13 protein-coding genes are annotated in these 16,027 nt (G+C 43.5%); 3 read left to right on the top strand and 10 right to left on the bottom strand.

The window, feature by feature from the left end; translation table 11 throughout:
- The first annotated feature begins 85 nt into the window (after positions 1–85).
- Positions 86–634 (top strand): helix-turn-helix transcriptional regulator, encoded by a 549-nt coding sequence (locus tag DW251_RS10320; protein WP_118300998.1) that lies wholly within the window; start codon positions 86–88, stop codon positions 632–634.
- A 105-nt stretch (positions 635–739) separates the two neighbouring features.
- Here the strand turns inward: DW251_RS10320 and guaA are convergent, their stop codons facing one another.
- Entirely contained in the window at positions 740–2,284 is a 1,545-nt protein-coding gene (guaA, locus tag DW251_RS10315) for a glutamine-hydrolyzing GMP synthase (RefSeq protein ID WP_118300996.1), read from the bottom strand.
- Between the two features lie 513 nt (positions 2,285–2,797).
- Between guaA and DW251_RS10310 the strand changes: the two genes are divergently transcribed.
- Positions 2,798–4,216, top strand: coding sequence for an FAD-binding oxidoreductase (locus DW251_RS10310; RefSeq protein WP_021869170.1), 1,419 nt, complete (start codon positions 2,798–2,800; stop codon positions 4,214–4,216).
- A 611-nt stretch (positions 4,217–4,827) separates the two neighbouring features.
- Positions 4,828–6,228: a magnesium transporter gene (gene mgtE / locus DW251_RS10305; RefSeq protein WP_118300994.1), complete on the top strand. Its 1,401-nt coding sequence runs from the start codon at positions 4,828–4,830 to the stop codon at positions 6,226–6,228.
- 126 nt (positions 6,229–6,354) lie between these two features.
- On the opposite strand, the gene DW251_RS10300 is transcribed toward mgtE, so the two are convergent.
- The 9 genes from DW251_RS10300 to DW251_RS10265 all read right to left on the bottom strand — a co-directional run bounded on the left by DW251_RS10300 (position 6,355) and on the right by DW251_RS10265 (position 15,986).
- A complete protein-coding gene (locus DW251_RS10300; RefSeq protein WP_118300992.1) occupies positions 6,355–7,167 on the bottom strand; it encodes a GTP pyrophosphokinase in 813 nt (270 codons plus the stop codon).
- Between the two features lie 226 nt (positions 7,168–7,393).
- Positions 7,394–9,301, bottom strand: coding sequence for an ABC transporter ATP-binding protein (locus DW251_RS10295; protein WP_118300991.1), 1,908 nt, complete (start codon positions 9,299–9,301; stop codon positions 7,394–7,396).
- Positions 9,291–11,036: an ABC transporter ATP-binding protein gene (locus tag DW251_RS10290; protein WP_118300989.1), complete on the bottom strand. Its 1,746-nt coding sequence runs from the start codon at positions 11,034–11,036 to the stop codon at positions 9,291–9,293. Before DW251_RS10290 ends, DW251_RS10295 begins: the two co-directional genes overlap by 11 nt.
- Before the next feature lie 178 nt (positions 11,037–11,214).
- Positions 11,215–13,296, bottom strand: coding sequence for an aminopeptidase (locus DW251_RS10285; protein ID WP_118300987.1), 2,082 nt, complete (start codon positions 13,294–13,296; stop codon positions 11,215–11,217).
- Between the two features lie 77 nt (positions 13,297–13,373).
- Positions 13,374–13,697: a hypothetical protein gene (locus DW251_RS10280; RefSeq protein ID WP_118300985.1), complete on the bottom strand. Its 324-nt coding sequence runs from the start codon at positions 13,695–13,697 to the stop codon at positions 13,374–13,376.
- Positions 13,694–14,161: a VanZ family protein gene (locus DW251_RS10275; RefSeq protein WP_021869163.1), complete on the bottom strand. Its 468-nt coding sequence runs from the start codon at positions 14,159–14,161 to the stop codon at positions 13,694–13,696. The genes DW251_RS10280 and DW251_RS10275 overlap by 4 nt, the downstream gene beginning before the upstream one ends.
- Positions 14,162–14,176: 15 nt before the next feature.
- A complete protein-coding gene (locus DW251_RS17950; protein WP_021869162.1) occupies positions 14,177–14,326 on the bottom strand; it encodes a hypothetical protein in 150 nt (49 codons plus the stop codon).
- A gap of 20 nt (positions 14,327–14,346) precedes the next feature.
- Complete coding sequence (pyrE, locus tag DW251_RS10270) at positions 14,347–15,027, bottom strand: orotate phosphoribosyltransferase (RefSeq protein WP_021869161.1); 681 nt, start codon at positions 15,025–15,027, stop codon at positions 14,347–14,349.
- Between the two features lie 56 nt (positions 15,028–15,083).
- Positions 15,084–15,986, bottom strand: coding sequence for a dihydroorotate dehydrogenase (locus tag DW251_RS10265; protein ID WP_021869160.1), 903 nt, complete (start codon positions 15,984–15,986; stop codon positions 15,084–15,086).
- Positions 15,987–16,027 lie beyond the last annotated feature (41 nt).

Here is a 16,027-nt window from a genome sequence, read left to right as displayed (position 1 = left end):
ATAGAAAAACTTCCATTTTCATTTTTTACGTGTTATACTGTCTTTAACAGTCCATCAGGGACAGATAAACGGAGGTGACTACACTATGACAATTGGTGAAAGAATAAAGAAAATACGGGTATTCCGTAAAATGACAATGGATGAACTGGGCGGTGCACTTGGATTTGAGGGCAAAAATATGTCGGTCCGCATATCCCAGTATGAAACCGGTGCACGCATTCCCGGTGAAGATATGATTCTAAAGCTTGCTGATGCATTGCACTGCAATTACAAGGCAATCTCTGATTACAGCCTTGGTTCTGCTGAAGATATCATTGAAACACTTTTCTGGCTTGAAGAAAGTGCCACATCACTTCCTGCCCGTGGAAAAGGTACAAGATTCCCAGAGTACACAGCTCCCGGCAACCTGATTCATCTGACTGCAATGACACCTGCAAAATCTTCCGAGGCTGCCAGACCAACTTACAACGAAGATGATTATGACAGTACAGGCTCACCTGTCGCATTAACTTTTGAATATGGATTGGTAAATGATTTCCTTTCGGAATGGTGTGAAATGAAAACGAAATTAAATAGTGGAGAGATTTCTCCTAATGAATATTTTGAGTGGAAAATAACATGGCCTCAGGCGTAAATGAAACTATTCACGCACAGCTCACTTTAGTACCATTTTAGTACCACAAGGCAAAAAACAAGCTCGCAAATGCCCATTTTACTAGGCTTTGCGAGCTTTTGAAAATTATTCAAACTCAATCGTAGCCGGTGGCTTTCCAGTGCAATCATAAAGCACTCTGTTCACATGCTTCACTTCATTAACAATTCTGCTTGCCACTTTTCCAAGTACTTCCCACGGGATCTCGGCTGCTTCGGCAGTCATGAAGTCGATGGTGTTTACGGCTCTTAATGCGATGGCGTAGTCGTAGGTTCTTTCATCGCCCATAACGCCTACGGAGCGCATGTTGGTCAGTGCTGCGAAGTACTGGCCGATGCTGCGGTCGAGACCTGCGTTTGCGATCTCTTCGCGGTAGATGGCGTCTGCTTCCTGTACCATCTTTACTTTTTCAGCGGTTACTTCGCCGATGATACGAATTCCAAGGCCTGGGCCTGGGAATGGCTGACGGTATACCAGTTTCTCCGGGATACCAAGCTCTAAGCCGGCTTTACGTACTTCATCTTTGAACAGGTCACGGAGAGGTTCGATAATCTCCTTGAAATCTACGTAGTCAGGAAGTCCTCCTACATTGTGATGGGACTTGATCACTGCAGATTCACCGCCCAGACCACTTTCTACAACGTCTGGATAGATGGTTCCCTGTACCAGGAAATCTACAGCGCCGATCTTCTTTGCTTCTTCCTCAAATACACGGATGAATTCTTCACCGATGATCTTACGTTTTCTTTCAGGCTCTTCTACACCTGCTAATTTGCTGTAGAAACGGTCCTGGGCATTGACACGGATGAAGTTTAAGTTGTATGGGCCGTTTGGTCCGAATACTTCTTCTACTTCGTCGCCTTCGTTTTTACGCAGCAGACCGTGATCTACGAATACACAGGTCAGCTGGTCGCCAACTGCCTTTGCAAGCATAACTGCTGCTACAGAGGAGTCTACACCGCCGGACAGTGCACACAGCACCTTACCGTTTCCAACTTTTGCACGGATGGCTTTGATGGTATTCTCAACGAATGCATCCATCTTCCAGTCACCTGCACAACCGCAGACATTGTATACGAAGTTGGACAGCATCTTGGTTCCTTCTACAGTATGAAGTACCTCTGGATGATACTGGATCGCATACAGGTTCTTTTCTGCACACTCTACAGCTGCTACCGGGCAGTTGTCTGTGTGAGCGATGATCTTAAATCCAGGAGCTTCTTTTTCGATGTAATCGTTGTGGCTCATCCAGCAGATGGTCTTTTCAGATACGTTACTGAACAGCTTGCTGGACTGATCTACGGTTACTTCGATCTTTCCGTATTCACGAACAGGTGCCTTGCATACATGACCGCCTAATAAATGCATCATCAGCTGTGCACCATAGCACAGTCCAAGTACCGGAATTCCCAGTTCAAACAGTTCTTTGCTGCAGGTTGCAGCGCCTTCTTCATATACACTGTTTGGTCCGCCGGTTAAAATGATACCCTTTGGATTCATTTCTTTGATCTTTTCAATATCAGTTCTGTAAGAATAGATCTCACAATAAACATTGCACTCACGTACACGGCGGGCAACCAGCTGATTGTACTGACCGCCAAAGTCGATTACAATAATCTTCTCTCTGTTCACGAGTATTCCTCCTATTTTTTGTCTGATAAAACGGCAGTCTGCCCGTTTCATCTTAGTATATTTCATTTCATTATACCTAAAATAATTTCACTATACAAGTGTATTCCCCAAAATCCTTGCGCTTTTCCCATTCCTCTTTCACTTTTCACAATTTTTGTTGATTTTCAACATAAAAAAACAGCATTTTTCTCATGGTATTTCCTGTCATTTTTACTGCCGTTTCAAGGTCGTTAATTCTCTAACAAACCATAGTTTAAAAACCGGCAAAGCCTTTCCGTTTTTTTCCTCCCCTCTCATCTTTTCCGGAAAATCCTTTCCGGAAAATCATGAAAAAGTCACCCCTGTTTTATTGTGCATTGTTAATAAAATTACATACAAAATCCCCTTTTTATCTTTGTATATTTTACACATTGCACAATTTTGGCCCTTTTTTATATAATGAAACTGCCAGATGAACAGGGCTCTGTTTTAAAAAAGATACGCCCTGATATACAGCACAGGAGGTTATAAACTATGGATCAATATAATACTCTCACACCTGAGATCATTTCCAAGCTGAAAGCGGTATCGGATCACATCCTTACCGGCGATGATATCAACCCTGATTTTTCCAGAGATGAAATGCCTATTTACGGCACTCATATGCCCGACCTGGTAGTCCAACCACGTTCCACAGAGGAAGTAGCTGCTATTATGAAGATCTGCTATGAAAATACCATTCCTGTTACACCAAGAGGTGCCGGAACCGGACTTGCAGGCGGCGCTGTTCCCCTTCTTGGCGGTGTTCTTCTTGATATGTCAAAAATGAACCGGATCCTAAATTATGATCTGGAAAATTTCGTTGTAAATATTGAATGTGGCGTTCTTTTAAATGACCTTGCTGCAGACTGCCTGACAAAAGGCATGATGTACCCGCCGGATCCAGGTGAAAAATTTGCCTGCGTAGGTGGAAATGTGGCTACCAATGCAGGCGGCATGCGCGCTGTTAAATATGGTTCCACCAGAGATTATGTACGCGCCATGACCGTTGTGCTTCCAACGGGCGAGATCACCCACCTTGGTGCTACGGTTTCCAAGACCTCTTCCGGTTATTCTCTGTTGAACCTTATGATCGGCTCTGAAGGTACATTAGGCATCATTACGGAACTGACCTTAAAGATCATTCCTGCTCCAAAGGCAAGCGCTTCCCTGATCGTACCATTTGAAGATCTGAAAACTGCTCTTGAAACAGTACCGAAGTTAAAAATGTCTTCTTTAAATCCTCAGGCCATCGAATTTATGGAACGTGAGATCGTACTGGCTTCCGAACGCCATACCGGACGTTCTACTTTCCCGAGAGAAATGGAAGGACAGCCTGTAGGCGCTTATCTTCTGATCACACTGGATTCTGACAGCGAAGACCAGTTATATACACTTCTTGAACAGGCAGCTGAACTGGTCCTTGACGCCGGTGCCATGGACGTTTTGGTTGCTGACAGTCCTGCCAAAATGCGTGACGCCTGGGCAGCCCGCTCTGCTTTCCTGGAAGTGATCATGGAAGAGACTAAGCTCCTTGATGAGTGTGATGTAGTCGTTCCTGTTACAAAGATCGCTTCTTATCTTGAATTTGTAAATAAGACCGGTGAAGAATGTGGTCTTGTGATCCGTTCCTTTGGACATGCAGGTGATGGAAATCTTCATATTTATGAGTGCTCCAATGACCTTACAGAAGAAGAATTTAAAAAGCGAGTAGATAAATTCTTTGACCTTATCTATAAAGAGGCGTCCGCACAGGGCGGACTTGTTTCCGGTGAACATGGTATCGGCTCCGGTAAGATCCAGTATCTGGTAGAGTCTATTGGTGAGACCAACATGGCGTTAATGGAAGGTATCAAACGTGTATTTGATCCGAAAATGATCTTAAATCCAGGCAAAGTATGCTACCGACTGTAACCTATTTATATTTATAAGCCCCTTTCTGCCAGATATCAGGCGTTAAGAATATCTCACTATAAAAGATGGTGCGAAACACTTTTTCTATTTTTCGTGCCATCTTTTTTTCATATCCTTTTTGAGAAATTTTACACAATTTTATCAGTACCTGTACACATTTTATATTGAAAATTTTGAGCTCAGGCTTTATAATATGTAAAGAAGTTGTTAATAAACGCTTCAGGCCATCAGGTCATTAATCTTACGAAAAAGGCAGGTGAACAGAATGGACGGTTGCGATAGTCATGGGCGAAGTAGACGCACGGGATATAAAGGAAACAGCGGTCTGTTCTGTTTCGTATAATTTCATATAACTTGAAATACAGGACTTCTTTTTCATTTCTTATCCCGTTCTTACAACTCCTGTAATATCCATCGCAAAACTGTAAATGGAGGACGGATACCGTCTTTCAATTTAGTTGTCACGCGTATCCTCAGACGCACAGATACATGCTGCGTTTATTATTTCTGCACATTTTACAGGTGCAGGTTTTGTTGTGCCCATAAAATCATGTTTTATACAGGATGGCGTGTTGAAAACTGAATAAAATAAAGATGAAAAGGAGACTGAAATGGAAAACAAAGTTCAAGTTCAGGATCACAGCCAGGAGATCCTGTCTGTAATCCGAAGCAATGCCTCACCGGGTATTCTGAGAAATAAACTGGAAGATTACCATGAAAACGACCTTGCTGACATTTTCCCGGAACTGACCTTAGCTGAACGGCGCAAGATCTGCCGTATCCTTGATACAGATATGCTTTCTGATATTTTCGAGCATATCGACCAGAAACAGGCAGCGGAATATCTGGATGAAATGGACGTAAAGAAAGCTGCTGCTATCCTTTCTGCTATGGAAACAGACGCTGTTGTGGATGTTTTGAAAATGACTTCCAAAGAAAAACGCTCTCTTCTTACAGAACTTCTGGATGATGACGCAAAAAAAGATATTGCCGTGATCGCAGCCTTCGATGAAGACGAGATCGGTAGCTGGATGACCACAAACTGTATTGTGATCCGCGAAAATCTGACCGTAAAGCAGGCTATGAGCAGTCTGGTAGAACAGGCAGCTAAGAATGACAATATTTCTACCATTTTTATGGTAACAGAGGATCAGACCTTTTATGGTGCAATGGATCTGAAGGATCTGATCATTGCAAGACAGGACTCCGCTTTGGAGGATCTGATCGTTACCTCTTATCCTTATGTATATGGTCATGAACTGATCGATGACTGTATTGAAAAACTGAAAGACTATTCCGAGGACTCTATCCCAGTCCTTAATAATAACAACAAACTGTTAGGCGTTATCACTTCCCAGAGTATCGTAGACCTGGTCGATGATGAGATGGGTGAAGATTACGCTAAGTTCGCAGGTCTGACTGCTGAGGAAGATTTAAAGGAACCTTTAAAAGAAAGTTTAAAGAAACGTCTCCCATGGCTGTTAGTTCTGTTGGCTCTGGGTATGGTAGTTTCCTCTGTTGTAGGCCTCTTTGAACAGGTAGTAAGCCAGCTGACACTGATCATGTGCTTCCAGTCCCTGATTCTGGACATGGCCGGAAACGTTGGTACCCAGTCTCTGGCTGTTACCATCCGTGTGCTTATGGACGAGTCCCTTACCGGAAAGCAGAAGCTGGAACTGGTATGGAAGGAAATGCGCATTGCCTTCTCAAATGGTCTGATCCTTGGCGTACTTTCTTTCACAGCCATTGGCTTATACATTGTGGTCGCAAAAGGAAAGCCTTTTGCATTCGCCTATGCTGTATCCGGCTGTATCGGAGCTGCGTTACTTTTAGCAATGGTGATCTCCGGTGCCGTAGGTACCTGTATCCCACTGTTCTTTAAAAAGATCAATGTTGACCCGGCCGTTGCTTCCGGTCCACTGATCACAACTGTAAACGACTTGGTTGCTGTTGTTTCTTACTATGGATTAAGCTGGATCTTACTGATCAATGTACTGCATCTGGCTGGTTAAAACAGAAAGCATGTGAGTATAACATTCTTGCTCACTGCTGTATATAAAAAATACGCTTTCTCTTCTATGGTTCCTTCTGGAACCTGGAAAAGAAAGCGTATTTTTGTTACTGTCATGGTTGAACTATCATTCTTTTTTACCTTCCCCCGAATGGTGTGACAGTAACCCCTGCTCTTCTCTCACACTGCGCATCCTGCGGAAATAGGAACTCATCTCATCTGCCATACCGGAAAGGCGGTTTAATAAGGTAGAAAAATCTTTTAACATTTCATCGTCTTTATAATATGGATAGACGATGTCATGATCGATCTCGCTCCAGCCTTCCTCAAACAGCGTTCTTCCCTGGATCTCCACATAATATCCTTTATACTTGATAATGTAGTGGAGAGAACGGTAAATGCCGTCTGACTTGATATCGATCAGTTTTTCATCATAAATGCGTGTATCACCATTTCTACGGTATACCTTTGGACGCTCTGCAATATAGCAGTGGGACGGATCTTCGTCAAAATCCCGGCCTCGGTCTTTTACGTAGATACTTGGATCATTTTCAAATACAGTGGTAATATATTTGTGGAAGTAGATCCAGTCTTCCCGGTACAGGAAGAATACACGGATACCGATCAGATCGGTCATGTATTTGTAATAATTGCTCCGGTTCAGATCTTTGAATTTCTCCGGATCTTCTTTTCTTTTTCGTATGATCTTCTCTAAAAGATGTCCCGGATTTTTGGTACGGTAGCGGTAGGAATGAATTCCTGCCCGCTCAATATCATAGAGATAATCGTTGACAAAGTCTTTGCCGATCCCACGAAGTTTTTCTTCTTTTAACAGATAATCATCATAGATCGCTGCCAGCTCTTCCCAGGAAATGTCAGCTGCCTTAAAATCGTCTTCGTCAATGTTATACGCTTTTAAGAACGCCATTTTATCAACCATCTGCCTTCCCCCTTTTCTATATGTCCTCTCGAAGCCTTTCATGCACCTGCCTTTGTGGCCGATTTTCCGCCAGTCGCACCCAAATTTCATCAACATACGCGCCGCGTATGCCTCAGAAATATGGGCACAACTGACAAAAAATCTTCTCACAAAATCAGGCACAGAAAGACTCCGAGCGAACATTTTTTCTCACAAATCTATAAATCCTATTTACAAACCCGCGCTATCATTCCAACTCAAACGCCCCAGTATACAACTGATAATACTTTCCTTTCTCCTCGATCAGCTTATCATGGCTGCCGCGCTCGATGATGTGGCCCTGTTCCAGTACCATGATCACATCAGAGTTTCGTACTGTAGACAGTCTGTGTGCAATGACAAATACAGTGCGTCCCTGCATCAGGGCGTCCATTCCCCGCTGTACGATAGCCTCTGTACGTGTATCAATAGAGGATGTTGCCTCATCTAAGATCATAACTGGCGGGTCTGCAGCGGCTGCTCTGGCAATGGAGATCAGCTGTCTCTGTCCCTGAGATAAATTCTCACCATTTCCGGTAATAACAGTCTCATAGCCTTCCGGCAGACGGGTGATAAAGTCATGGGCACCAGCCAGTTTTGCTGCTCCTATGCACTCGTCATCTGTTGCATCCGGGTTACTGTAGCGGATATTTTCCATTACAGTACCTGTAAACAGGTTGGTATCCTGTAAAACAATACCTAAAGAATGGCGCAGATCTGACTTTTTGATCTTCCTGATATTGATGCCATCATAACGGATGGTTCCATCAGAAATATCATAAAAACGATTGATCAGATTAGTGATAGTAGTCTTTCCGGCACCAGTCGCACCTACAAAAGCTACCTTCTGGCCAGGTTCTGCATACAGTGTAATATTATGAAGAACTGTCTTACCAGGATCATAACCAAAATCTACATTTTCAAAACGTACATCACCTGTCAGCCTGGTATAAGTAACCGTTCCGTCACTGTGGGGATGTTTCCATGCCCAGACACCAGTACGTTCTTTGTGCTCTGAAAGAGTTCCGTCAGGATTTTCCACTGCATTTACCAGTGTTACATATCCTTCATCTTCCTCCGGCTTTTCATCTAACAGGCCAAAAATACGCTCTGCACCTGCCATACCCATGACAACGGCATTGATCTGCTGGGAAACCTGGTTGATGTTTCCTGCAAACTGTTTGGTCATGTTTAAGAACGGCACTACGATACTAATAGAAAATGGTAATCGGGAAATGCTTAAATTAGGCACTTTAAACATCAGGAATAAGCTTCCGGCAAGAGCTACTGCCACATACAGCAGGTTACCGATATTGTTTAAGATCGGTCCCAAGGTATTTGCGTATTTATTAGCTGTTTCAGACACATGGAACAGCTCATCATTAATAGCATCAAAAGCCTTTTCGCTTTCTTCTTCATGGCAGAACACCTTAATGACCTTCTGGCCATTCATCATTTCTTCCACAAAACCTTCTGTCTTACCAATAGCTTTCTGCTGCTGGATAAAGAATTTTGCAGAACTTCCGCCTACTTTCTTTATAATATGCAGCATGAGCACAACACCTGCAACTACCACCAGTGCCATCCAGATACTATAGTAAAGCATGACGCAGAATACTGTAGTTACCATAACAGCAGAATTTAAAAACTGCGGAATACTCTGGGAGATCAGCTGACGCAGCGTGTCAATATCATTGGTGTAGTAACTCATAATATCCCCATGATTATGGGTGTCAAAATATTTTACAGGAAAATCCTGCATACTGTTGAACATTTTTTCACGCAGCTTCTTTAAAGTTCCCTGAGTGATCTCAGCCATTTTCCGGTTATAGAAGATAGAAGCCGCCAGCGCCAGACCATAAAGTGTAAGAAGGATACCTGTATAACGCAGGATCTCATCCTTGCAGCCATTCCAGTCACCAGACTGCCAGTTCTGTTCTACCACAGCAATAACCTTCTGCATAAAAACTGCCGGAATAGAACCTACAATAGCATTAAATAAAATACCTATGAGTACCAGAGGCATCAGCACCGGGAAAAATCCGAAAATGGTGCGGATCAGGCGCAAAAACGTCTTTTTTCCAGCCTTTGCCATGCCTTTTCCATTATTCTTCATCCTGACCGCCTCCTTTGTTCTGTGAGTCGTATACTTCTTTGTAGATCGGGCTGGTCTTCATCAGTTCTTCGTGATTTCCAATTGCCTGGATCTTACCGCCGTCCATTACAATAATATGATCGGCTTCCTGAACAGATGAAATACGCTGTGCGATAATGATCTTGGTGGTCTCCGGGATAAATTCCTTAAATCCGCTGCGGATCAGAGCATCTGTCTTTGTATCTACTGCACTGGTAGAGTCATCTAAGATCAGGATCTTCGGCTTCTTAAGCAGCGCTCTTGCAATACAAAGTCTCTGCTTCTGACCACCGGAAACATTGGCACCGCCCTGCTCAATATAAGACTTGTACTTGTCCGGGAAACGGAGAACAAATTCATCTGCCTGGGCCAGTTTGCAGGCATGGGCTATTTCCTCTGGAGTGGCGTTTTTATCACCCCAGCGCAGGTTTTCTTCAATAGTACCTGAAAACAGGATATTCTTCTGTAAAACAACAGCAACCTGGTTTCGCAGTGTCTTAAGGTCATATTCCCTTACATCTCTTCCCCCCACCTTTACCACACCTTCTGTGGTATCATACAGACGGGAGATCAGCTGGATCAAAGTAGACTTGGAAGAACCGGTTCCACCGATAATACCAATAGTCTCACCGGAATTAATATGAAGGTTAATGTTCTCCAGAGCGTTTCTCTCTGCCTTTTTAGAATATTTAAAGCTTACATTTTCAAAATCAACAGAACCGTCCTTTACCTCGTAAACCGGATTTTCCGGATTTACCAGACTGCTCTTTTCTTCCAGAACTTCTACGATTCGCTTTGCAGACTCAGAAGCCAGTGTGATCATAACAAAGACCATAGACACCATCATAAGACTGCTTAAGATCTGGAAACTATAGGTTAAAAGAGCGGAAAACTGTCCTACATCCAGATCCAGTCCCCGGCTGGTGATAATGGTATAGGAACCAAAAGACAGCACAAAGATCGTAACTGTATACAGGCAGAACTGCATCAGCGGATTGTTAAATGCAAGGATCTTTTCTGCACGGGTAAAATCACCACATACATCTTCTGCTGCACGGTCAAACTTCTCTTTTTCATACTCCTCCCTCACATAAGATTTCACAACACGGATGCCCTTAATATTTTCCTGAACAGAATTATTTAAAGCATCATATTTGTTAAATACAGCGCGGAACAGCGGCATGACCAGACGGATAATGGAAAAAAGACCAATTCCCAGTATGGGCACTACAATGATAAAAATACATGCCATTCTGCCTCCCATGATAAACGCCATGACAAAGGCAAAAACAAGCATTAATGGTGCACGTATGGCAATACGGACGATCATCATATAAGCCATCTGTACATTAGTCACATCTGTAGTCAGGCGGGTAACTAAAGATGAAGATGAAAACCGGTCAATGTTTTCAAAGGAAAAGTCCTGGATCTTATAAAACAGGTCTTTTCTCACGTTCTTTGCAAACCCGCAGGAAGCAGTGGCGCAGGCATTACCTGCAGTGATGCCGAATATAAGAGAAAGTGTTGCCATAACGACCAACACCAGTCCATACATGGCGATCTCACTGAAACCGGCACCTGCCTTCATCCGGTTTACCAGCTGTGCAATGATAAATGGAATGATACACTCCATTACCACTTCCAGGGATACCATCAAAGGTGCTTTCAGGGATGCCTGCTTATACTCACGGATGCATTTTGATAAAACTTTCAGCATAGTAGGTAAAATACTCCTTTCTGTAAACAATAAGAACAGGACGCCCGCAGTGCGAACGTCCTGAATGCTTTCTTCAGTACTTATACTGAAACATGTGCATTTTAGGCTACTTTTAATCATAACCTAAATCTACTCTTCTTTACAAGAGTAAAATAATGAACTTTTTGTGAAATAAATATTAATCCAGAGCCTCATTTAAACCTTCTGTTCCCTCTAAGGCAAATCTTCCCTGTCTGATCAGTGTGATCCGGCTGCCGTCTTTTCCCACAGCCACAATATCTCCCAGTTCGCAATAAGGAACCGTAATATCTGTATGGCAGCTGAAATATGCCTTTGACATATCCTCTTTTCTTAAAAGGGAGATCTCATTGTCTCTGGCGATCACTTCTTTGCCGTCCGGGTTGTACATAGGTGAGTCTTCTGCAAAACTGTAGCAGGTATCTCCTACTGCAAAATGTGGACCTGTTTTCTCAGCAATAAGGATAGGCAGCTTGCTGCCGATCTGGTATTTCTTTGCCATCGCATAAGCTGTGGTGTTGGTTCCAATGGCAAACTCGCCCAGCGGAAGCCAGCTGTGGCCGCGCATGATCACCTGTTTTACCAGGTCTTTTCCCTGCTCTTTGGACTCTGGGAAATTTCCGCAGCCAAACTCGGTTACTTTTCCGTCTTTAAATACCATACGCAGGTCTTTAAAGAGATAATCTTCCACATAAACCTCTTTTACATGAAGAAGGCCTTCTGTGCCTGTAAGCACAGGAGAGGTAAATACTTCTCCCAACGGAATATTTACATCGGATACGCAGTTTTCAAAATTAGTCTGCTTTTCAGGGTCGGTCAGCGTATGAAGCTGCACCTTCATGGAAGTTTCATTTCCATCCCGTCCTGTGATCTCCACATAGTCCGCCTTGTCTAAGGCATCGATCAGCTTCTGCTGGATCTTCTGGTATTTTTCGTAGTCCAGTGTGTTGATGGCAATGGTCTCACGGAAAATGTCCTCAAAATCCGGTCCGATCTCCGGCTTCGGGAAAGCAATAATAGTAAAGCTGGTTTCATCTCCCGGCATATACTGGTTGATGACCTGGCGTGACTCATTTGCATAAGCTAGTGTCAGCTCCTGCTGATGATCATTTAAAGCAAGGGCTGTTTTCTTATTTACCGGTGTAAAGCCTTCTTCCCCGAAGGTCTCTACTACAGCAGGGCCGGCACACCAGGAAGCCAGTTCACTGTACTGCTCATAAGCAGCCTTTAAAATAGAAAGTTTTCTCTCTTTAAAGGCATTTCCCATATAAAGGGCGCTGTCATAACGGTGATCATAATCATACTGCTTGTTGGCAGAAGCGCCAAAATAGCCTCGTTTTCCGTTTGGTCTGCGGTTTAAGGACTCTACAGCAGCACGATAAAAGATGGGTTCCAGTCCCATTTTCTGGAAATTTTCCACTGCTTTGCGGATCATCCGCTCAAAGCCAAGCTGATATTCTACAACCACCGTCTTCTTTTTGGTAATGTCTCTTCCCATAACAGAAAAGCCTTTGCGGTAACCTTCTGTATAGGTATCTGCCATTTTATCCACAGTCTCCTGAGGAAGGGTGTTCATAAAAGCAGCCAGCTTTAACTCAGACTCTGAGATATACTCACCAAACTCATATAAATAGGAAAGATCATTTAAGTCACTTTCCATAATGATATCTTTTGCAAAAGAAAGTTTCGGGTCCAGTCCTTCCCTGATCCGCCATGGAAGCAGCAGGTCTGAATAATCACTGACATACCAGTAAAAAGCATCTTTGATCTGCTGCTCTTTTGGCTGGTCGGTTCCTTCTTCCCATGCCTGGACAAACAGGTTATACACCTCTAAAAAGACTTCATTTAAGATCGTGATATTTTCCAGGCGCATTTCAAAGGCATAGACAATATCTCCACGAATTTCTGTATAAAGAGCAGATAAGATCTGTCCGTAGCCTTCTCCCAGTTCTTTTACCGCATAGTCCGGGTTTGCAAAGCTTACCTCATAGTGCTCAGGCAAAATATCTTCATAAAGTCTGTGATTTCGCTCCTGTAACTGAGGCAGGGAAAGTTTTTTTCCCTCTTCTCTTTCTTTTACCAGTTCCCCGATCATTAATATAAAGCGGGAAACGCATCTAAAATAATTGCCGTAAGGCTGCCGGATATCATCTTCTCCCATGGCTGCCACGCGCTCCATGGAAAGGTCCAGCCGTTCTCTTACGGCATCGTTTTCTTCCTGTAAAATTGTTCTATAATCCATAAAATGTATTCCCTCCTTGTACATCCGCATCTGCCTGCTTTGATACTTATATTTTGCCCTTTTGATCCTGGTATCACTTATCTGAAGATACCGGTAAATATAATGATGACCCAGACAAGAAGTATGATCCCCTCTAAAGCCATCCCGATCCTGGCTAAAATATAATTACAGTCATCTTCTGTAAAGGAAAGGATGCCGTACCAGAGCCCCATAATGGCTGCTGCCATACTGGAAAATCCGTAGGCTCCTGTATTTAAGCCTCCCTGTCCTGCGTTTTTAACAGAAAAATACATGCTTAAGGCACCTAAAAGAAGGGAGGCGATTCCCAGACCCAGACAGTAAAAACTGTTCTTTGCAAAGGGATTTTTCACATAGGAAACCTTGTTTCCGATCTGTCTCAATGTATTTTCCTCCTGTAACGTAATCGCATATGCTGTACCAGACAGTAACAGCCAAAGCCGAAAGCTGCTCCCAGTGTATTAAGGAACAGGTCATCTACATCAAAACTGCCCACTTTGGATATCAGCTGCAATGTTTCTAAGATCAGGCTCCAGGTAAAACCAAAAGTCACTGTATTATACCATTTCTTGCTTCTTCTGCTGATGACCGGCAGAAAAAATCCAAAGGGTGCAAAAGCAACGATATTTCCCACAATGTTGATCATAAACAATGGAAATCCCAGTACATTATAATATTTGAAATAACGGCTGATCTCTTTAAAAAGGATCAGGTTATAGGCGTAGTCCCTGTCTGTATCCGTTCGTCCGAATGACTCTGAAAAAAACATGAAATACGCCAGAAGGCACAGGTACAGTATAAACAGTACCCATCCCATCTTCTGGCGTTTAGTTGTGTTTCTGATCATCTGTGACCCCGCATCCTAAAATTCAATTTCGGATTTGCGTTTTAAAAGCAGCGCTCCATTGACAATGGAAATAATGCCTACCACAAGACCTGTCACCAGGATCACAACACCTGCTGCAATACAGCCGGCTCCTGTAACCTTCATTGTTTTATATACTCTCTCCATATTGCAACTACCTCCGGCTCTTATTCGTTCTTTGCGCCGTACTGTTCATAATATGCATCAAGAGCTGCCTTGATCTTATCATCGATCACTACCTGACCGTTGCATTCCTTGTTGTATAAGCACTCTGTTACATCTGCCATGGTAACGATGGCTGCAGTTGGGAAGCCGTACAGATCTTTAATCTCGTCTAAAGCACTCTTGGTTCCTTTTCCACGCTCCATACGGTTTAAGGAAACGATGAGACCCTTAATCTCTACATCGCCCTGAGCCTTAATGATTGGGAATGTCTCTTCAATGGACTTACCGGAAGTGGTAACGTCCTCAATGATCATAACACGGTCGCCGTCTTTGATCTTGCTTCCTAACAGGATACCGGTATCACCGTGGTCCTTTACTTCCTTACGGTTGGAGCAGTAACGGATGTCTTTTCCGTATAAATCGCTGATCGCCATGGTGGTTGCAACGCTTAACGGAATACCCTTGTAAGCCGGTCCAAAGAGTACGTCAAAGTCCAGACCAAAGTTGTCATGAATAGCCTTTGCGTAGTACTCACCTAATTTCTTTAACTGGGTACCTGTTACATAGGCGCCTGCGTTCATAAAGAATGGGGACTTTCTTCCGCTCTTTAAGGTGAAATCTCCAAATTTTAATACATTGCTTTCTACCATAAATTCAATAAATTCCTGCTTATAGCTTTCCATGGTAATGCCCTCCTTATTTTTCCAATTTTTCCCAAATTTCTTATGTGACTGTTTTATTACTTCACTGCACCGATCAGTTCGTTAATATCTTCAATTCCATATTTTTCCATATATGCCTTAATGCCATCGACTGTTTTAACAGTTGCATATGGGTCGTGGAAGTTTGCAGTACCGATAGCTACTGCAGTTGCGCCTGCAAGGATAAATTCCAGCGCGTCATCTGCATTGCAGATACCGCCCATACCGATGATCGGCACTTTTACTGCCTGGGCTGCCTGATAGACCATGCGTACAGCTACCGGACGGATAGCCGGACCGGAAAGTCCGCCTGTTTTATTGGCAACTGCGAAGGTTCTGCGGTTGATGTCGATCTTCATACCGGTTAAAGTATTGATCAGGGAAATGGCATCTGCGCCGCCTGCCTCTGCTGCCTTTGCCATAACTGTAATATCTGTTACATTCGGGCTTAATTTCATAACAACCGGCTGTTTTGCATGGGCTTTTACTGCCTTTGTAATAGCTTCTACTGCCTTAGGATCCTGACCGAAGGCGATACCGCCCTCTTTTACGTTTGGACAGGAAATGTTGATCTCCAGCATATCTACCGGCTCATCTCCCAGGCGCTCTACTACATCAATGTAATCTTCTGTGGTCTTTCCGCACACATTAACTACGATCTTTGTATCATATTTCTTTAAAAATGGGATATCTCTCTTTGCAAATACATCGATACCCGGGTTCTGCAGACCAATGGCATTGATCATGCCGCCGTAGGTCTCTGCGATCCTTGGTGTCGGGTTTCCCGGCCACGGCACATTTGCCACACCTTTTGTGACAACAGCGCCAAGACGGCTTAAATCTACAAACTCGCTGTATTCCATACCGGAACCAAAGGTGCCGGACGCTTCCATAACCGGATTTTTAAATTCCACTCCGGCGATCTTTACACTCATATTCATAATTCGGTCCTGCCTCCTGCTTTCTCACATGTCCGCCCGTT

It is taken from the genome of Clostridium sp. AM22-11AC, assembly GCF_003473545.1.
GTDB lineage: Bacteria > Bacillota > Clostridia > Lachnospirales > Lachnospiraceae > Enterocloster.
This window is presented reverse-complemented; position numbering and strand designations above follow the sequence as displayed.